This window comes from Bacillus sp. FSL K6-1000, assembly GCF_038630785.1.
GTDB classification, from domain to species: Bacteria; Bacillota; Bacilli; order Bacillales; family Bacillaceae; genus Bacillus; species Bacillus safensis.
The window spans coordinates 1,765,102-1,779,359 of record NZ_CP152042.1; the positions used below are offsets into that span (position 1 = coordinate 1,765,102).

General features: G+C 38.5%; 17 protein-coding genes. 5 read left to right on the top strand and 12 right to left on the bottom strand.

What is annotated here, in order from left to right; all coding sequences use genetic code 11:
• Positions 1-194: 194 nt before the first annotated feature.
• Together MHI46_RS08970 and MHI46_RS08975 are read right to left on the bottom strand one after the other, a co-directional pair.
• Complete coding sequence (locus MHI46_RS08970) at positions 195-1,367, bottom strand: MFS transporter (protein WP_126681905.1); 1,173 nt, start codon at positions 1,365-1,367, stop codon at positions 195-197.
• A gap of 601 nt (positions 1,368-1,968) precedes the next feature.
• Positions 1,969-2,550 (bottom strand): NAD(P)H-dependent oxidoreductase, encoded by a 582-nt coding sequence (locus MHI46_RS08975; protein WP_039178952.1) that lies wholly within the window; start codon positions 2,548-2,550, stop codon positions 1,969-1,971.
• Between the two features lie 122 nt (positions 2,551-2,672).
• Here MHI46_RS08975 and MHI46_RS08980 point away from each other — a divergent pair, with 122 nt between their 5' ends.
• On the top strand, positions 2,673-3,014 hold the full coding sequence (locus MHI46_RS08980) for a helix-turn-helix domain-containing protein (RefSeq protein WP_251180786.1): 342 nt from the start codon (positions 2,673-2,675) through the stop codon (positions 3,012-3,014).
• A 257-nt stretch (positions 3,015-3,271) separates the two neighbouring features.
• Here MHI46_RS08980 and MHI46_RS08985 read toward each other — a convergent pair whose 3' ends face one another.
• The 5 genes from MHI46_RS08985 to MHI46_RS09005 form a co-directional block, all read right to left on the bottom strand.
• Positions 3,272-4,375, bottom strand: coding sequence for a threonine synthase (locus MHI46_RS08985; RefSeq protein WP_260775980.1), 1,104 nt, complete (start codon positions 4,373-4,375; stop codon positions 3,272-3,274).
• 72 nt (positions 4,376-4,447) lie between these two features.
• Positions 4,448-4,822 (bottom strand): RidA family protein, encoded by a 375-nt coding sequence (locus tag MHI46_RS08990; RefSeq protein WP_039178961.1) that lies wholly within the window; start codon positions 4,820-4,822, stop codon positions 4,448-4,450.
• Complete coding sequence (locus MHI46_RS08995; protein ID WP_099663305.1) at positions 4,819-5,484, bottom strand: PAS domain-containing protein; 666 nt, start codon at positions 5,482-5,484, stop codon at positions 4,819-4,821. The genes MHI46_RS08990 and MHI46_RS08995 overlap by 4 nt, the downstream gene beginning before the upstream one ends.
• A gap of 139 nt (positions 5,485-5,623) precedes the next feature.
• The gene (locus MHI46_RS09000; protein ID WP_059376801.1) at positions 5,624-6,304 is read right to left on the bottom strand and encodes a TetR/AcrR family transcriptional regulator; all 681 of its coding nucleotides are present in this window, start codon (positions 6,302-6,304) and stop codon (positions 5,624-5,626) included.
• A 42-nt stretch (positions 6,305-6,346) separates the two neighbouring features.
• The gene (locus MHI46_RS09005; protein WP_260775982.1) at positions 6,347-7,516 is read right to left on the bottom strand and encodes an NAD(P)/FAD-dependent oxidoreductase; all 1,170 of its coding nucleotides are present in this window, start codon (positions 7,514-7,516) and stop codon (positions 6,347-6,349) included.
• A 209-nt stretch (positions 7,517-7,725) separates the two neighbouring features.
• Here MHI46_RS09005 and MHI46_RS09010 point away from each other — a divergent pair, with 209 nt between their 5' ends.
• Positions 7,726-7,914: a hypothetical protein gene (locus MHI46_RS09010; RefSeq protein WP_039178972.1), complete on the top strand. Its 189-nt coding sequence runs from the start codon at positions 7,726-7,728 to the stop codon at positions 7,912-7,914.
• Positions 7,915-7,986: 72 nt separating this feature from the next.
• Here the strand turns inward: MHI46_RS09010 and MHI46_RS09015 are convergent, their stop codons facing one another.
• From MHI46_RS09015 to MHI46_RS09025, 3 genes are all read right to left on the bottom strand, one after another.
• The gene (locus MHI46_RS09015) at positions 7,987-8,334 is read right to left on the bottom strand and encodes a DoxX family protein (protein WP_342503227.1); all 348 of its coding nucleotides are present in this window, start codon (positions 8,332-8,334) and stop codon (positions 7,987-7,989) included.
• A 117-nt stretch (positions 8,335-8,451) separates the two neighbouring features.
• Positions 8,452-8,877, bottom strand: a complete 426-nt coding sequence (locus MHI46_RS09020; protein WP_041085171.1) for a MarR family transcriptional regulator — start codon at positions 8,875-8,877, stop codon at positions 8,452-8,454.
• Positions 8,878-8,945: 68 nt separating this feature from the next.
• Complete coding sequence (locus MHI46_RS09025) at positions 8,946-9,518, bottom strand: TetR/AcrR family transcriptional regulator (RefSeq protein WP_212039907.1); 573 nt, start codon at positions 9,516-9,518, stop codon at positions 8,946-8,948.
• A 182-nt stretch (positions 9,519-9,700) separates the two neighbouring features.
• On the opposite strand from MHI46_RS09025, the gene MHI46_RS09030 reads away from it, so the two are divergent.
• Positions 9,701-10,627, top strand: a complete 927-nt coding sequence (locus MHI46_RS09030) for a DsbA family protein (RefSeq protein ID WP_260775984.1) — start codon at positions 9,701-9,703, stop codon at positions 10,625-10,627.
• Positions 10,628-10,638: 11 nt separating this feature from the next.
• A complete protein-coding gene (locus MHI46_RS09035; RefSeq protein ID WP_099663307.1) occupies positions 10,639-10,956 on the top strand; it encodes a monooxygenase in 318 nt (105 codons plus the stop codon).
• Positions 10,957-11,004: 48 nt separating this feature from the next.
• Here the strand turns inward: MHI46_RS09035 and MHI46_RS09040 are convergent, their stop codons facing one another.
• Positions 11,005-11,952, bottom strand: coding sequence for a carbon-nitrogen hydrolase family protein (locus MHI46_RS09040; protein WP_260775986.1), 948 nt, complete (start codon positions 11,950-11,952; stop codon positions 11,005-11,007).
• Positions 11,953-12,051: 99 nt separating this feature from the next.
• Here MHI46_RS09040 and MHI46_RS09045 point away from each other — a divergent pair, with 99 nt between their 5' ends.
• Positions 12,052-12,948: a LysR family transcriptional regulator gene (locus tag MHI46_RS09045; RefSeq protein ID WP_260775987.1), complete on the top strand. Its 897-nt coding sequence runs from the start codon at positions 12,052-12,054 to the stop codon at positions 12,946-12,948.
• Between the two features lie 25 nt (positions 12,949-12,973).
• Here MHI46_RS09045 and MHI46_RS09050 read toward each other — a convergent pair whose 3' ends face one another.
• Entirely contained in the window at positions 12,974-14,119 is a 1,146-nt protein-coding gene (locus MHI46_RS09050) for a choline esterase (RefSeq protein ID WP_260775988.1), read from the bottom strand.
• Positions 14,120-14,258: the final 139 nt, after the last annotated feature.

The window sequence follows — 14,258 nt, forward strand, 5'->3', positions numbered from 1 at the left end:
TTTTCTCACCCCTTCCTGGTTATTTTCATGATCTTACCACGTTTTCAGTTATTTGAAAAGTCTTATTTTTTTACTTTCCCTCTTTAAAAAAACGATAAACATCAGGACATCTATAGGACTGTTTCACTTCATGAAAGGTTTCAATTTTATTTTTTAAATTTAAAAAAAGTGCCATGATCAAGGATCAGACACGTTTAGTGAGCTTGTAATGAATGTGGTTTTGCTACAGCTTTAGTAAAGATTCCTGCAATACATATGGCAAATAGAACAAAGATAAAGGCATGAAGCAGTCCAACTTGATTAGCAAGCAGCCCTAAAATAGGAGGGCCGGAAAGGGAGGCTGTGTAACCAGATAAGGTCACAATACTGACGCGTTTGACAGCGTACCGGCTATCATCGCCAGCTGCAGAAATGGTCAGCGGAAAGCCTAAAGATGCGCCAAGTCCCCATAAAAAGATCGATATCATACATACAACAAGTGAAATCTTTAAAATGACTAAGAATAGTCCGGCAGCTGCTGATAAAATGGCCACTCTTAGCAATAACACTCTGCCAAAGCGATCAATCAATCGTCCGCTGATCAGTCTGCCGCTAATCATGCCGCACAAAAACAAAGCATAGATGACCGTACTCATGGAATGTGAAACTTGATAGCCATCCACCATTGCAAGTGGAATCCAATCATTGGCCGAGCCTTCGACAAACGCAAGACATAAGGCAATCATCGCAAGAGATATCGTACGTTTGTTCAGCCATGCTGTTTGAGCAGGCTCAACTGTATCTGACTGCTTCTCATGCTGATCTTTTCCTGTCCCATGCGGGATAAACCGTGTACAAATCAATATGCTGAGGAAGAATAGAAGGGCAATAACGAGAAGGTGTATCAATACAGAAACCCCTAGATGGATAAAAAGAATACCAGCACCTGCTCCAATTAACGTCCCAATGCTAAAGGAAGCGTGCAATATAGGCAGAATGGTTTTCTTGATGCTGTACTCAATCTCTGTTCCTTCTAAGTTCATCGCTACATTACACATGCCAGAGCCTGCTCCAAAAAGAAAAAGACCAGAAGTGACGACAAAGATAGAAGAGAGCGTTGAACCAATGGCAAGAGTAGTGAATCCAAGGAACATCAAAAAAGCACTGATCACAATCGCCACTCGGCCGCCTTTTTTGCGGACGAATACATTTGAAAGAACAAGCCCAACAATTGAACCAACAGATAAACCGAGTAAAATAAGTCCCATTGTTCCTGTGTTTGCTTGTAATAAATCTCTAACTTCCGGTGTCCGCGAAAACCATGTAGAAATGGAGATTCCAGACATCGTAAAGATCACAATAATTGCTTTATACCACTTTAATTCCATCTAATCCCTCACATTTAAAGATATATATGTTATTGAACAAATCTACTCGATTATAAAGGAGACTTGCTGATTCGTAAATAACAGGAGGGAGGAACGTAATGAAAAAATGTTAGTCAAAAGAAATTTCTATTGGTGAGAGGTGAAATTGATGGATACACAATGATTAATGAGCATTTTTCAAGTGTAATGTTGGACTAGATGTTTTGACATATTAGAACGAAAAAAGCATTGATTTGGTAAACACACAATCGAACATCAACTGGAGCTATAATGATCGTTTGATAGCAAAGCTCATAGCATCTGGCGCTGTTTGACAAAAACGTTGCAACGAATTGGTTATGGTTGTGAAATCCCGCGAATATCATCAAAGCATTTAGATGAATCAATTTAAAATTGATTTTTTTCTTTTTTGTCTCAATAAGATAAGTATACTTAGTTTTGAGACGAAGGAAATTCGTTTGTTGTTTAACTTCCTAGAATATATATTATGTAAACTAAGAAATGAGAATACATATTTAATTTTTCACAACCTCTACCACCTTCTCAATAAATTAGATTGGTCGTAAAGGTTGTGCCTTTCCTTATTGGCTGCAACAGTAAATTAAATACTTTGGGATATTTCGTTTAAAAATATTTTTCTCTTTTCATCTGTTGTTAAGTTAACTCTTGAAAAATGAATCCATTGGGTGTCTTCATTTTTAAGTCCCAAGTCAGCAAGAGTTCTGTTAATAAAAACGCTTTGAATCGCATTCCCACCTTCAGATTCTATATAATCCTTATCTGTTGTAGATGTTGAGATCACAGTTGTTTTTTTAATATTTGTCAATAAACCTTTTAAAGCCCCAGTGTTTTTATCTTCTAAGAATGCGAAACCTCTTAACATGACTTTATCAATAAATCCTTTTAAAATTGCAGGTAAATCCCACCACCAGACAGGAAATATAAATATTAATTCAGTTGCCTGACTTAATTTCTTTTGATAATCCTTAACTAATTGATAAGGTGTTTCGCCTTTAATAAAATACTTCAATTCTTCAGCTGAAAAAACGGGATTAAACCCATCTTTATATAAATCGATCACTTGAAATAGTTCTCTCTTTGTTTCTAGATTTTCTGTAATGGAAGTCAAAATGGCATGATTATAGCTTCCGTCCCAAGGATGTGCATAGACAATCGTTTTCATTATTCATTCACCCTTTTTTGTTATTTTCATCATATTTTGATGTACATTCATTTTATTGTATGCTATAACGTACTACAAGTACGGTAATTAAAGTGCGATACTAACCTAAAGGAGAGTGTGAAATGACGAAAGAATCCTTTACAGCTACTGTTGACCTAAAAGAAACTGGATTTGGGTACACTTTATCTTTAATTGGTGGGAAATATAAGATGACGGTACTGTATGCTTTATATGCAAACAATGGTCCTATTCGCTATAATCAGTTAAAACGAATGCTTGGGACTATCTCTTTTAAAACATTAACCAATACACTAAAAGAACTTGAAGCGGATCAATTAATTAATCGTAAAGAATATCCTCAAGTGCCTCCAAAAGTAGAATATAGTTTATCGGAAAAGGGATTATCACTGATGCCTGTATTAGATGCAATTTGCTATTGGGGAGAAGAACAAATGAAAAAATAGTTAGAAGTTGAGTGAAATTGTAATTTTGGGCAACAGAGATTGTGCATTCAGGCAAGAAAAAGAGCATCTCTCTTGAGATACTCTTAGAATGATAATGAAACAGCTATTTTTCGACGAAATCTGTATCATCTAAATTCATACCAATACAAGCTGCTAACTTTCTTCTAAAATCATGGAAGTCACTGTATGACCAATGTGCTTCGCAATGAGTAAAATCCCATGAAGCATTCCTCCGCTTTCAAGTTGTATTCTACGGGTTATTTTGACTTAATCCCTGCCCCGCAAAGAGGTATGACGATGGTTTCTTTTGATTCCTTTTTATATTTGAAGTAGCCGGCAAAATTGACTGCAGATGTCACTTCTACATAAAATCCTTTCTCACTTAGTTTAGAGCGTGCATTCAATATCTCATTTTCTTCAATATCTATAAATGTACCATTGGTATCTTGTACAGCTTGTAGAATTTGTTTGGAGCGCGCCGGGGCAGCAATGGCTATCCCTTCTGCTAAGGTTCCTGTATTCGTAACAGGCGATGCTGATTCCTCCTCGTTTTGATAAGCTTTCACAAGAGGTGCACAGTTTTTCGCTTGTATGGCAATGATTTTCGGTGTTTTATGAATCAAACCATTTTCAAATAACTCTTTAAAGCCATAATACGCTCCTAGAAGGAGAGTGCCGTTTCCAACCGGAATGATTACAGCATCTGGAGCTCCTTTTATTTGTTCATAGATTTCATATGCGTATGTTTTTGTTCCCTCAAAAAAATAAGGATGATATACATGGCTTGCATAAAAAACGTTTTCGTCGTCTACTGCTTTTTGGGCTGCAGCAGCAATGTCCTCGCGTGTACCACGAATTTCTTTAATCGTTGCTCCATGGGCTTTTATTTGAGCGACCTTTTTAGGTGAAGTTTCATCGCTTAAATAGATGTCACATGCAATCTCGCAACGAGCTGCATAAGCGGCAATCGCTGTTCCTGCATTCCCGCTGCTATCCGCAATGACTTTTGATACCCCTAATTCCTTTGCCTTTGTCATTAAAACAGCAGCTCCTCGATCTTTAAAGGAGAGTGTAGGCATCATATAATCAACTTTTACATAAGTATTTGGCTCATTCGGATCTAAAAGGATTAACGGAGTTTGACCTTCACCCATTGTTACAGATTCCCAAGTCTTAGAACCCTTTGAAAAGGGCATGGTTTCAACATAACGCCATAATGAGTTTGGATAGTGATCCCAAGCCGCCATATCTATTTTAGGGGTATCTTTCACCAGGTTTAATACGCCGTTACAATCACATTTCCATAGGGTTGTTGTCATCTCATATACTTTCCCACAATCGTTACAAATCAATTGATTCATCGATCATCATCCGCTTCGAATAATTTTTTATACGAAATATACTTTTTTATATATCATAGGCAAAAAAATATTCTAAATATAAGAAATAGCATCAATTTCAATTTTGAAACCGAAATGTAATTCATTCGTTGGTACAACAGTACGTGCTGGTTGGTGTTCACCGAAAAATTCAGTGTAAACCGCATCTACCTTGTCCCATAGTTCAATATCAGAAATGTATAATGTCATACGCAAAATTTTTTCTTTTTTACTTCCAGCCGCTTCTACAATCATCTCGACATTTTTAAGCGCTTGTAATGTCTCTTCTTCAATGGGACCGAATTCTTTTTCTCTCGTTTCAGGATTGATGGCAAATTGTCCTGAAACATAGACCGTGTTTTGATGAACGGTTGCGAATGCATAGTGTCCGTTGGCTTTTAGATTCCCTACCTCAAAGATGCTTTTCATTTCGTTTCCCCTTCATTCGATTTATGTTTGATCTCATCCAAATAGCTATAGACGGTGACTTTAGAAATACCTAACATAGATGCGACCTTCTCAACTGAACCTTTCATTAAAAAAATTCCCTTTTCATCCATAAACCTTATTAATTCAATTTTTTCATGGCGTTTCATGACTGGGTGAACACTGTTTTCAATGATCTGTTGAATCAATTGATCTACGATTTCTTCCACATTTTCAAGATCATCATTTGTTGTTGTTTCATTCTCTTGAACTTCAACTTTTGTAGAAAGAAAAGTATCCATAAATTGCTGCATTTGATTCAATGCTTCAACATCAAAATTGATACAGAATGCACCAATTACCTTTTGCTCGGAATCACGAATTAATGAAGTCGAAGAACGAATGGTACGGTTGTCTTCGGTTTTAAATGTATACCCAGCGAGATAATCTTCTTTAAAATCTTCTGATTGTAAAACAGTCTTTACCAAATGATCAAATGATTGACCGATTTTTCTTCCCGTGACATGATGATTGACTGTAAACATGACTGATGCTTGAGGGTTCGTTAAATCATGAATCACTACTTCACAATTTGGTCCAAACATTTTTGCAGTAGATTTTGCTAAAGGAATATAGCTCTGTAATAAATTCTTTATATGTTCCATGCCTAAGCACCTCATTTGTTTATTCCACTAGATTATATAATTTTTTATATGCAAAAACAATATATAGATTTTTTTATATGTTTTGAAAAAGTGGAGAAAATATAAAAAAGCAGCCATTGACTGCTTTTTTTGCTCCTTTCTAATTGATTTTTTGCTGGATTCCAGACAAAATGACGTCAATTCCCCACCTGAACCGTTCTAGTGATACGGTATCACCTGCAAACATTTCTTCTTTCAGGCTATTGATGAAAGGAAACCGCGTTTTGTCTGCATCATGAAATGTTTTTTTTGTATCTGAAATTTGCGAAGAGCCTTGTTTCTTCCAAGAGACCTTTTCGTATGCTACGGAAGATACGTATAACAGTAACAGGTCTACTCCCCATGCAGCGGATGTAGATTTGATTCCGCCTTCATGCAGTGCAGCGAGAAGATGTTCGGTCAACTGTAAAAAGTTCGTTCCTTGCGGGATGGTGGAAAGAGAAATTTCAGCAAGACCTGGCTTTTCGTATAGAAGCAGGAAATAAGTATGCAATATGTCAAATAGCTGTTCTTTCCATGTGCCACCCGCTGAATTTGGGTAAACCATTTGGCCGAGACCATAATCCAATACGTAAGCACTTAGTTCTTGAAAATTGTTCACGTAGACATACAAGGATGCAGGTCCTGTATCTAATGCTTTAGCCACTTTACGCATACTCATGCCCTCTAACCCTTGCTCCTTAAGAAGATCAAAGGCAGTTTTCACAATGAGTTCACGGCTTAAGGGCTCTTTAGCGGGCTGAGACCGACGACTGATAATACGACGATTTGAATTGTTCATACTCTCTTTATAACATGTCAAAGTCAAATAGTAAATTGAGCATCAATCACCGTTTTCTTGAAAAGAATTCATCATATCTGCAAGCTTGACCGCAGCGTTTTTTGAAAAACACAGTTTTAAACTTTTCTCTGATTCATGAGCTTTCTCCGATGAATATTCGTACATCATGTCTTCGTATTCTTCTATAGCCTTTTCGATATGATGAGGATTTCGGACAATCGCAAGTGCGAGTTCCATTGCATCAAACATCGCCATGTTTACGCCCTCCCCTGCGAATGGTGACATGACATGAGCTGCATCACCGATAAGCGTTACTGCTTTATGGCGGTTCCATTTAAAACCGACAGGAAGCGTATAAATCCGTCTTGGAATGATGGCATCTTCTGCATAACGAATATAATTTTTCAGCTGATCGTCCCAATCACTAAATAACTCTAATAATTGTTCTTTTGCTTCTTTCGCTTGATGAAAAGGAATACCACAAGCCTCAATCCAGTTACGTTCTACCATAAGGCTTGCATACACTTTTATTCGTCCATCCCCGTTTAACTGACCAATCAGTCCTTTGTGGTCTGCTAAAGCAAACATCTTCCCGCGTTTATTAAATGCAGCTAAATCAGGGTGATTCACCTCTACGTTGAGGATATTCAGTTCCAGCATCGTGAGTCCGGCGTATTCAATATCAATATCTGTTAACAGAGGACGCACACGAGAAAAAGCACCATCTGCTCCAATTAAAAGATCAACTGTCTCGACAACTCCGTTTTCAAAATGAAGCTCCGTCATGCCGTTTTCTAGTGAAACGCAACTTTCTAGTTTATAACCATATTTGATGTTCTCAGCATTAATTTGATCTAACAGCAGTTCGCACAAAACACCACGGTCAATTTCTGGGCGGGTCCCTTTTTGATCTGGTTCCGTTTCTTCATCTAAATAAATTTTTCCTGACTTATCAAGTAAGCGGAAATCTTCTCCTTCATAGCGGGCGTTCTTTTGAAATTCCTCATAAATTCCCGCTTCTTTTAAAGCTTTTTGGCCTGTTTCTTCGTGAATATCCAGTGAGCCCCCTCTTTCAAGACTCTTGTCATGCACCTCTCGTTCATAGATGGTCGTTTGTATACCGTAATTTTGCAGTATTAAGGCGAGCGTTAGCCCCCCAGGTCCTCCTCCAATGATAGCGATTTGCTTTTGATCCTTAGATAATGCCGTCATCGTATGCATCTCCTCTTCTTTATGAAAATCGTTTAAAGCCACATCTCATTTATATTATAACGAACACCGTTCGTTAAGAACAGTGTTCGTTTAAAAAGTTTATTTTACGAGTGCTTTAATGAAAAGAAAGCAATCCCCCGTCACCATATGATACACTCCAAATATGATTCTTTTCGATTGTTTTCATTCTGAGTGTAAGAGGTGTTTCTATGAATAAATTATTAGCAATGTTGATATTAGGATTGAGCTTTAGTGGTGCCGCTCTCATTCTTTCTGTCCCTTTGTTATTCAAGTCCAAACTAGAACAATCTGAGCTCGTGTTTGCTGCTGGATCAGCGGGCGCTTTTGCAGTATTTGCTGTCTCATGCTTAGTTCTTCGAAAACAATTCAATCGCTAAAAAACCTAAACATCATCCACCATTAGAATAGTGGAGATTTGTTTAGGTTTTGTGACTTACCTTGATATGAACTTAAAGAATGTGGTACAAGCTGATCCCAATACTGAGAGCGAATAACACAAGTGCCGGGATTGCTTTTTTAAAGGGATCTTTGGCCAATACGATCAGAGTAAATGCAGCTGCCAGCATCGTGCCTCCTAACAATAAGCCTGATAATATTGCGATTGTTGGCATCCATATGCCGATCATCATTCCAGCTGCGCCTATGAGCTCAAAGGCTCCGGTTAAAACATTAAAAAAAGCAGGTAAACCAAATCGTTTGAACTCTTCTGCCATTTTCCCTGATATAATTTTCGATCCTGTTACAAAAAAGAAAGCGGCCAATATCATTTGCAGAATAAGTATGAAAATCGTGATCACATCTTCCTAAGTAATTTGACTGAAACACTCAAGTCCAAATGGACAAAATTTCAGCTGATACAATTTATATGTCATAGCATATATCGGACATAAACAGTTCGTTACAGATTAGACATTTCAAGATTCATAGTGTGAATGAAATAATTTGTTTAAAAGTAATTTTAATTGTTGAATCTCTTCATCGTTTAATTGCTTTGTCACCGTTTGATGTGCATCCATGACGACAGGAAGAATGGCCTTTTTGACCTCGTCCCCTTTTTCTGTTAAAAGCAGATGATGTGAGCGCCGGTCTTGTTCATTATAGATCTTTTTGACAAGCCCTTTTCGTTCCATAGACTGGATCATTCTGACGACAGTGGTTTGATTTTTATCAATTCCTTCTGCCAATTCTTTTTGAGTAGTTCCCTTTTCACTACTCAGAATACTTATAATACTCCATTGTTCAGGAGTGACCCCGTAAGGCTTTAACCTGTTCGTAAAATAATTGGTCATTTTGAGATCTGTACGATGAACGAGATAGCCTATTAAATCTTGTAAATCCATGTAAACACCCTCTATGAAATTTATATGCTATAGCATTTATATTAGTGAAGCCTTTGAAAATTGTCAAATCATCCATCTGCTTGTTTAAAATCAATCCCTGACAAGATATATGGCACTGCTGATTTGATAAACTCCTCTGAGGATAAGTGCGAACTATTTTTTCTCCACTCAACAGAAGCTCCGTGAATTCCCCAACTTAAAAAAACAGCTGTGACTTTTAGAATTTGCTTTTCCACATTTGTATATTGATTGATTAACAATTGATAAAAAATAATTTCAAGCTGCTCCCTCACAATAGGAGCAAGTTCAGTTTCATATTCTACTTGGCAGCGGTTATGCAGAGATTGTTGGAAATTCGTTAGTGCTTTAAAAATATTGATAATCGAATCTTCATCTAGTTTACGATGATTGAAATTTATACTTTCTAAATTAATCGATAATACTTCTGATAGTGTTTTATCCAGCAAATCGTATTTATCCTCAAAATGATAATAAAACGTCGCGCGGTTGATCATGGCTTCTGCCGTGACATCTTTGATCGTAATATCCTTAAATTCCTTTTTCGATGAAAGTTTAATAAATGACTCCATGATTAACTTACGCGTTCTTAGGACCCGAGGGTCTGTCTTTGGCTGTGGCATCTTATCCCCCCTCCTTTTTCAACACATCTATCAATCTGTTGGATAAACAACAAATTGAAGAAATTATTGGTGTTGGTCTCACTCATTGTGTCTTAAGATTTAATTGTAAAGTAAATCATTGCTTGATTCAAACAAACTAATAGGCAATAGCGTTCCTACAAAATTTGAGGAGGAAAATGAAATTGAAAAACAATGAGATGTTTTGTGATATAGAAACAGGTGTATGTGGTGTAGGTGAAGAAGAGGATATTCAGGTCATTGATTTTCAGCAACCTAAAAAAACAATAACGCTCTATTATGTAACAGATCCGATTTGTTCGCATTGCTGGGCAATTGAACCTGTGCTGCGTCGATTTAAAGAGCAATATGGACATTATTTTCATTTCCAGACTGTGTTGGGTGGACTGTTAGAGAAATGGCATGGCGGTCCAATTGATCCTGCAAACGGAATTTACAAACCTGCTGATGTGGCTGGTCACTGGAGAGAGGTTGGAGAACATTCCCGCATGCCAATTGATGGGTCCTTAATGATTGACAATCCTGTTCAATCTTCCTACCCGCCCTCTCGCGTGTTCAAAGTGATTCAAAAACATCATGATGATGCACTAGCCTATACTTTTTTACGCCGTGCGAGAGAAGCGCTATTTGCATTCAATCAAAATATATCGGATATCACGGTGTTAATTGACATCGTCAACGATCTTGGACTTAACGGAGATGTGATTGTCCATGAAGCGGAGCTGCCAAGCGGCCAGGATTTATTAAATCAAGATTTTACGCTAGTTCGAGATCTTGGTGCTAGAGGTTTCCCAACGATTATCTTCGTCAACGAAGAAAATAAAGGAGTCAAAATCACGGGTGGCCGCTCATTTGAAGTCTATGTTGAAGGATTAAAGCAAGCTTTAAACACTGAAGAACTTGAACCGAAAAAACGCCCAGCTGTTTCTACCCTGCTCGAAAAAGAAAAACTTCTATTTTCTAAAGAAATTGAAGTGATGTACGATGTTGACCAATCAGATGTACGGTCTTTTATGAAGAAAGAACTTCCGCAGCAGCAGTATCAAATGAAAGAAGTGCTGGGGGAACTGTATTTTACAACTTCAACATAAGGAGAATGACGATGGCACATTTATTACAGGTGGATTTTAAGATGAAAGGCCCTTTCGGCGATGAAATGGCAAAAGAGTTTGCTGATTTAGCGAAAAGTATAAATGAGGAAGACGGATTCATATGGAAAATATGGACGGAGAATCCGGAGAAGAATGAGGCTGGCGGAATCTACTTATTCGAAACAAAAGAAGCAGCTGAAAACTATCTTGAGATGCATTCTAAAAGAATCACTAGCTTTGGAATAACAGACATCAACGCTAAAATCTTTAACATAAATGCTCCTCTTACTCATATCACAAAAGGTCCATTAAAAACTCATCAAGGTTGACACACGAAAAAAAGAGCGGCTGATGGCTGCTCTTTTTTTCGTGTGATTTCATCGATTCATCCACTTTACATTTTCTTTTTTCTCTTCATTGACGACGAGTTGGAAGATATCAGGTCTTGAATAATGCCCGACTACATCGAAGTCGAATTGACTAGAAGAAATATCACGCAAATCAAGATCTGCCAGCAGTATCTCTTCCTGACCATAGACAGGTTCTTTTATATATTCGCCTAAAGGACCGACGATTGCACTCCCCCCTCGGCACATCTCATCAGGAGAAGATGCTAATTCATCATAGCAGGCTAAATCTTTAGGATACATCTCTTTATTCACATATTGATTACAAGATAGAACGAAGCATCGGCCTTCTGCGGCAATATGGCGAATCGTAGATTGCCATAGTTCCCTGGAATCTGCCGTAGGGGCTATATAGATTTGGACGCCTTTTGCATACATCGCTGCTCTAGCTAATGGCATATAGTTTTCCCAGCAAATTAAAGCGCCTATTTTACCGTACGGTGTATCGAAAACCGGCAGTGTGCTGCCATCCCCCTCTCCCCATATGAGTCGCTCGGAACCTGTCGGCTTTAGTTTACGGTGCTTTCCAAGTAAGGTTCCATCTGGTCCGAAAAACAATACGGAACAATATAAAGTCCCGCGACTTGATTCATCATCTCTTTCAATGACACCGATGACGAGGTAGACACCAGCTTTGCGGGCTGCTTCTCCTAATCTGTCAGTCGTTCTACTTGGAACTGGAACTGAATTTTCTAAGTAACGAAGCCAGTCCTTTCTTCCTTCTGGAGAACGGCTTCCTACTGTGGCGCCAAAAGCTAGTCCTCTTGGATAAGCTGGTATAAAAGCTTCAGGAAACACAACAATATTGGCTCCTTTTTCTCTGGCCTCAAGTGTTAACGAAATGGCTTTTTCAGTACTTGCTTCTTTATCCATAATGACAGAAGCAGCTTGAACAACAGCAACTTTACATGTAGACATCTTAACCCCTCCTTAATCAAAGTGTAAAAATAAACGTTTATCATGTACAATATATCATCATCATAATAAGTATGCCTTATTGGAATAATGGAGGGTAAAATGAACATACGGGACTTTGAAATATTTAAAACGATTGCGGATTGTGGAAGTTTTTCAAGAGCAAGTGAAAAGCTTTTTATCGCCCAGCCTTCCCTCTCTAAAACCATTCAAAAATTAGAGAAAAAACTGGGTGTCATCCTTTTCGATCGGTCAAATCGAATTTTCAGGTTAACGGATGAAGGAGAGCTTGTATATGAAAAAGCGATCGCGGTACTGCAGCAAATGAATGAATTGCAAATGGAGCTGGGTGATACCGACACGCATATTCGCGGCCATTTAAAGATCGGTCTGCCGCAAATAATTGGTACCTTTTTCTTTTCGAAAGTGGCAAAAGCTTTTACTCAAAAGCATCCAGATGTGACGCTCGAAATGATTGAGGAGGGCGGCTTACATGTAGAAAAACTCGTTGAGAAAGGCGAAGTAGATGCGGCCTTTATTGTCATACCTGCCCAAAGTCATGAATTAGAAGAACAACTCATTTTTGAAGCGCCGTTTGTGGCTTGTTTACCAAAAAATCACGCTTTAAAAGATGAACAACAGCTCTCGCTTGAACAGCTTAAAGAGGATAAATGGATATTGTTTGATTCTTCATTTGCGTTAAGTCAAGTGATTTTAGAAAGCTGCCGTAAGGAACATTTTGTTCCCGATGTCGCTTACAGCACAACACAATGGGATTTGCTTTTGACATTAGTTCGTGATGAATTAGGAGTTGCGATTATTCCAAGTCCTTTAACGGACATGTATAAAGAGGACATTTGTGTAAAACCAATTAGTAGTCAATATATTCCATGGAAAATTGGCATTGTCGTGAAGAAAGGTCGATATAAAACACGTGCTTTGAAGGCTTTTTTAAAAATCGTCACGGATATATACCATGTAGAAACAAAAAAAGCCTAATTCTCAAGGCTTTTTTTGTTTTAGATCACTTTCTGCTCGTTTTCTTAATCAAGTCCACGCCATCGTATGATAAACTTTCCACATGTGCAGGCTTTTGCAGAATGTAATGATCAAAAAAGATCCTTGTATAGTCTGTGATAAGATTCCGCATCTCCATCGCATCCCGCTTTCCTCTCAGTTCTTCGTTTACACCGGTAAACACGATGTCGCAATAATCTAAATGCGCAGCATGCTCAACAGAGAAATAATAGGTTTCCATGCTATTGTTTGCGCCAATGATCGCATTCATATGATAGTTAGGCTCAGAAAAAAGCAGCATAAAGGGTTTTTTCAGGTCGCTGTCAAGAAGACCAAATGCACCGCTATCGAGGCCGATCCCGCAGGCAAATCGGTCGTCATCCCTGCAAACAATCGCTGTCGTAGGCCCTCCGTAAGAATGTCCAATTATGCCCATGCCGGCGTCAAGCTGCAATCTGCCATTGAAGATGGAATTGAGTTCTCCGGTGTCTAGTTTGTAAAGATAATCAGCTGCATACCTTACATCCTCTGCCTGTAATTTGCTATATTTCGTTAACGGATGAAGTATTGGCAGTGTAAGGACGTTACGGCATGTCTCAATGGCAGTTTCATCGTCAGGCCGCATCGTCATCTGACCAGCCAGCGCCATCATCTCTGGATCTTCAGAAAACGCTATAACGACATCTGAAAAATCCTTTGATACATTAAACAACCGCCCATCTTTACGCTTATACATCGTGCTGTTTTGATGACCGATACTGACGACAACATACCCCATGCTTGCAAGGTCTGTACAGATCACAGTTCCCCATTCTAGAGAGCCGCCCCCGCCGCAAACATAAAATAACACTGGATAGCGTTCTTCCTTCCCGGAAAGAGCGAGGTCGTCGTAACAATGCGTTTGGATATCGATAGAGAAAAAATCCTTTTCCTTCATATACTCAGTGACAAGCGGCTGGTCATGCAGCATTTCGTATACTTCAGGAAACATGTACGTCGATGGGGTCTTCCCTTCATTGCTATCAGACGGATAGTATACAAATGCGGTCAGTTCTCTTTTTGAGTGATCAGATGCCGTGTACTCAAAATCCATCTGTGTGCGTCCGGCAGTATAGCCACCGATTGGTTCTGGGAATGCGTCATATCTTTTCATTCTTTTGTCCCCCTTATGATTTAAAGTGAGTGTGAAAGACACATTGCAAGATAAGCGCTCTCAAAATGATGACCGCTCTCTTTATGTTTCGAGCTTTATGATATAATAACTTGTCAATGCCAGCCGTTGAGTGAAACAG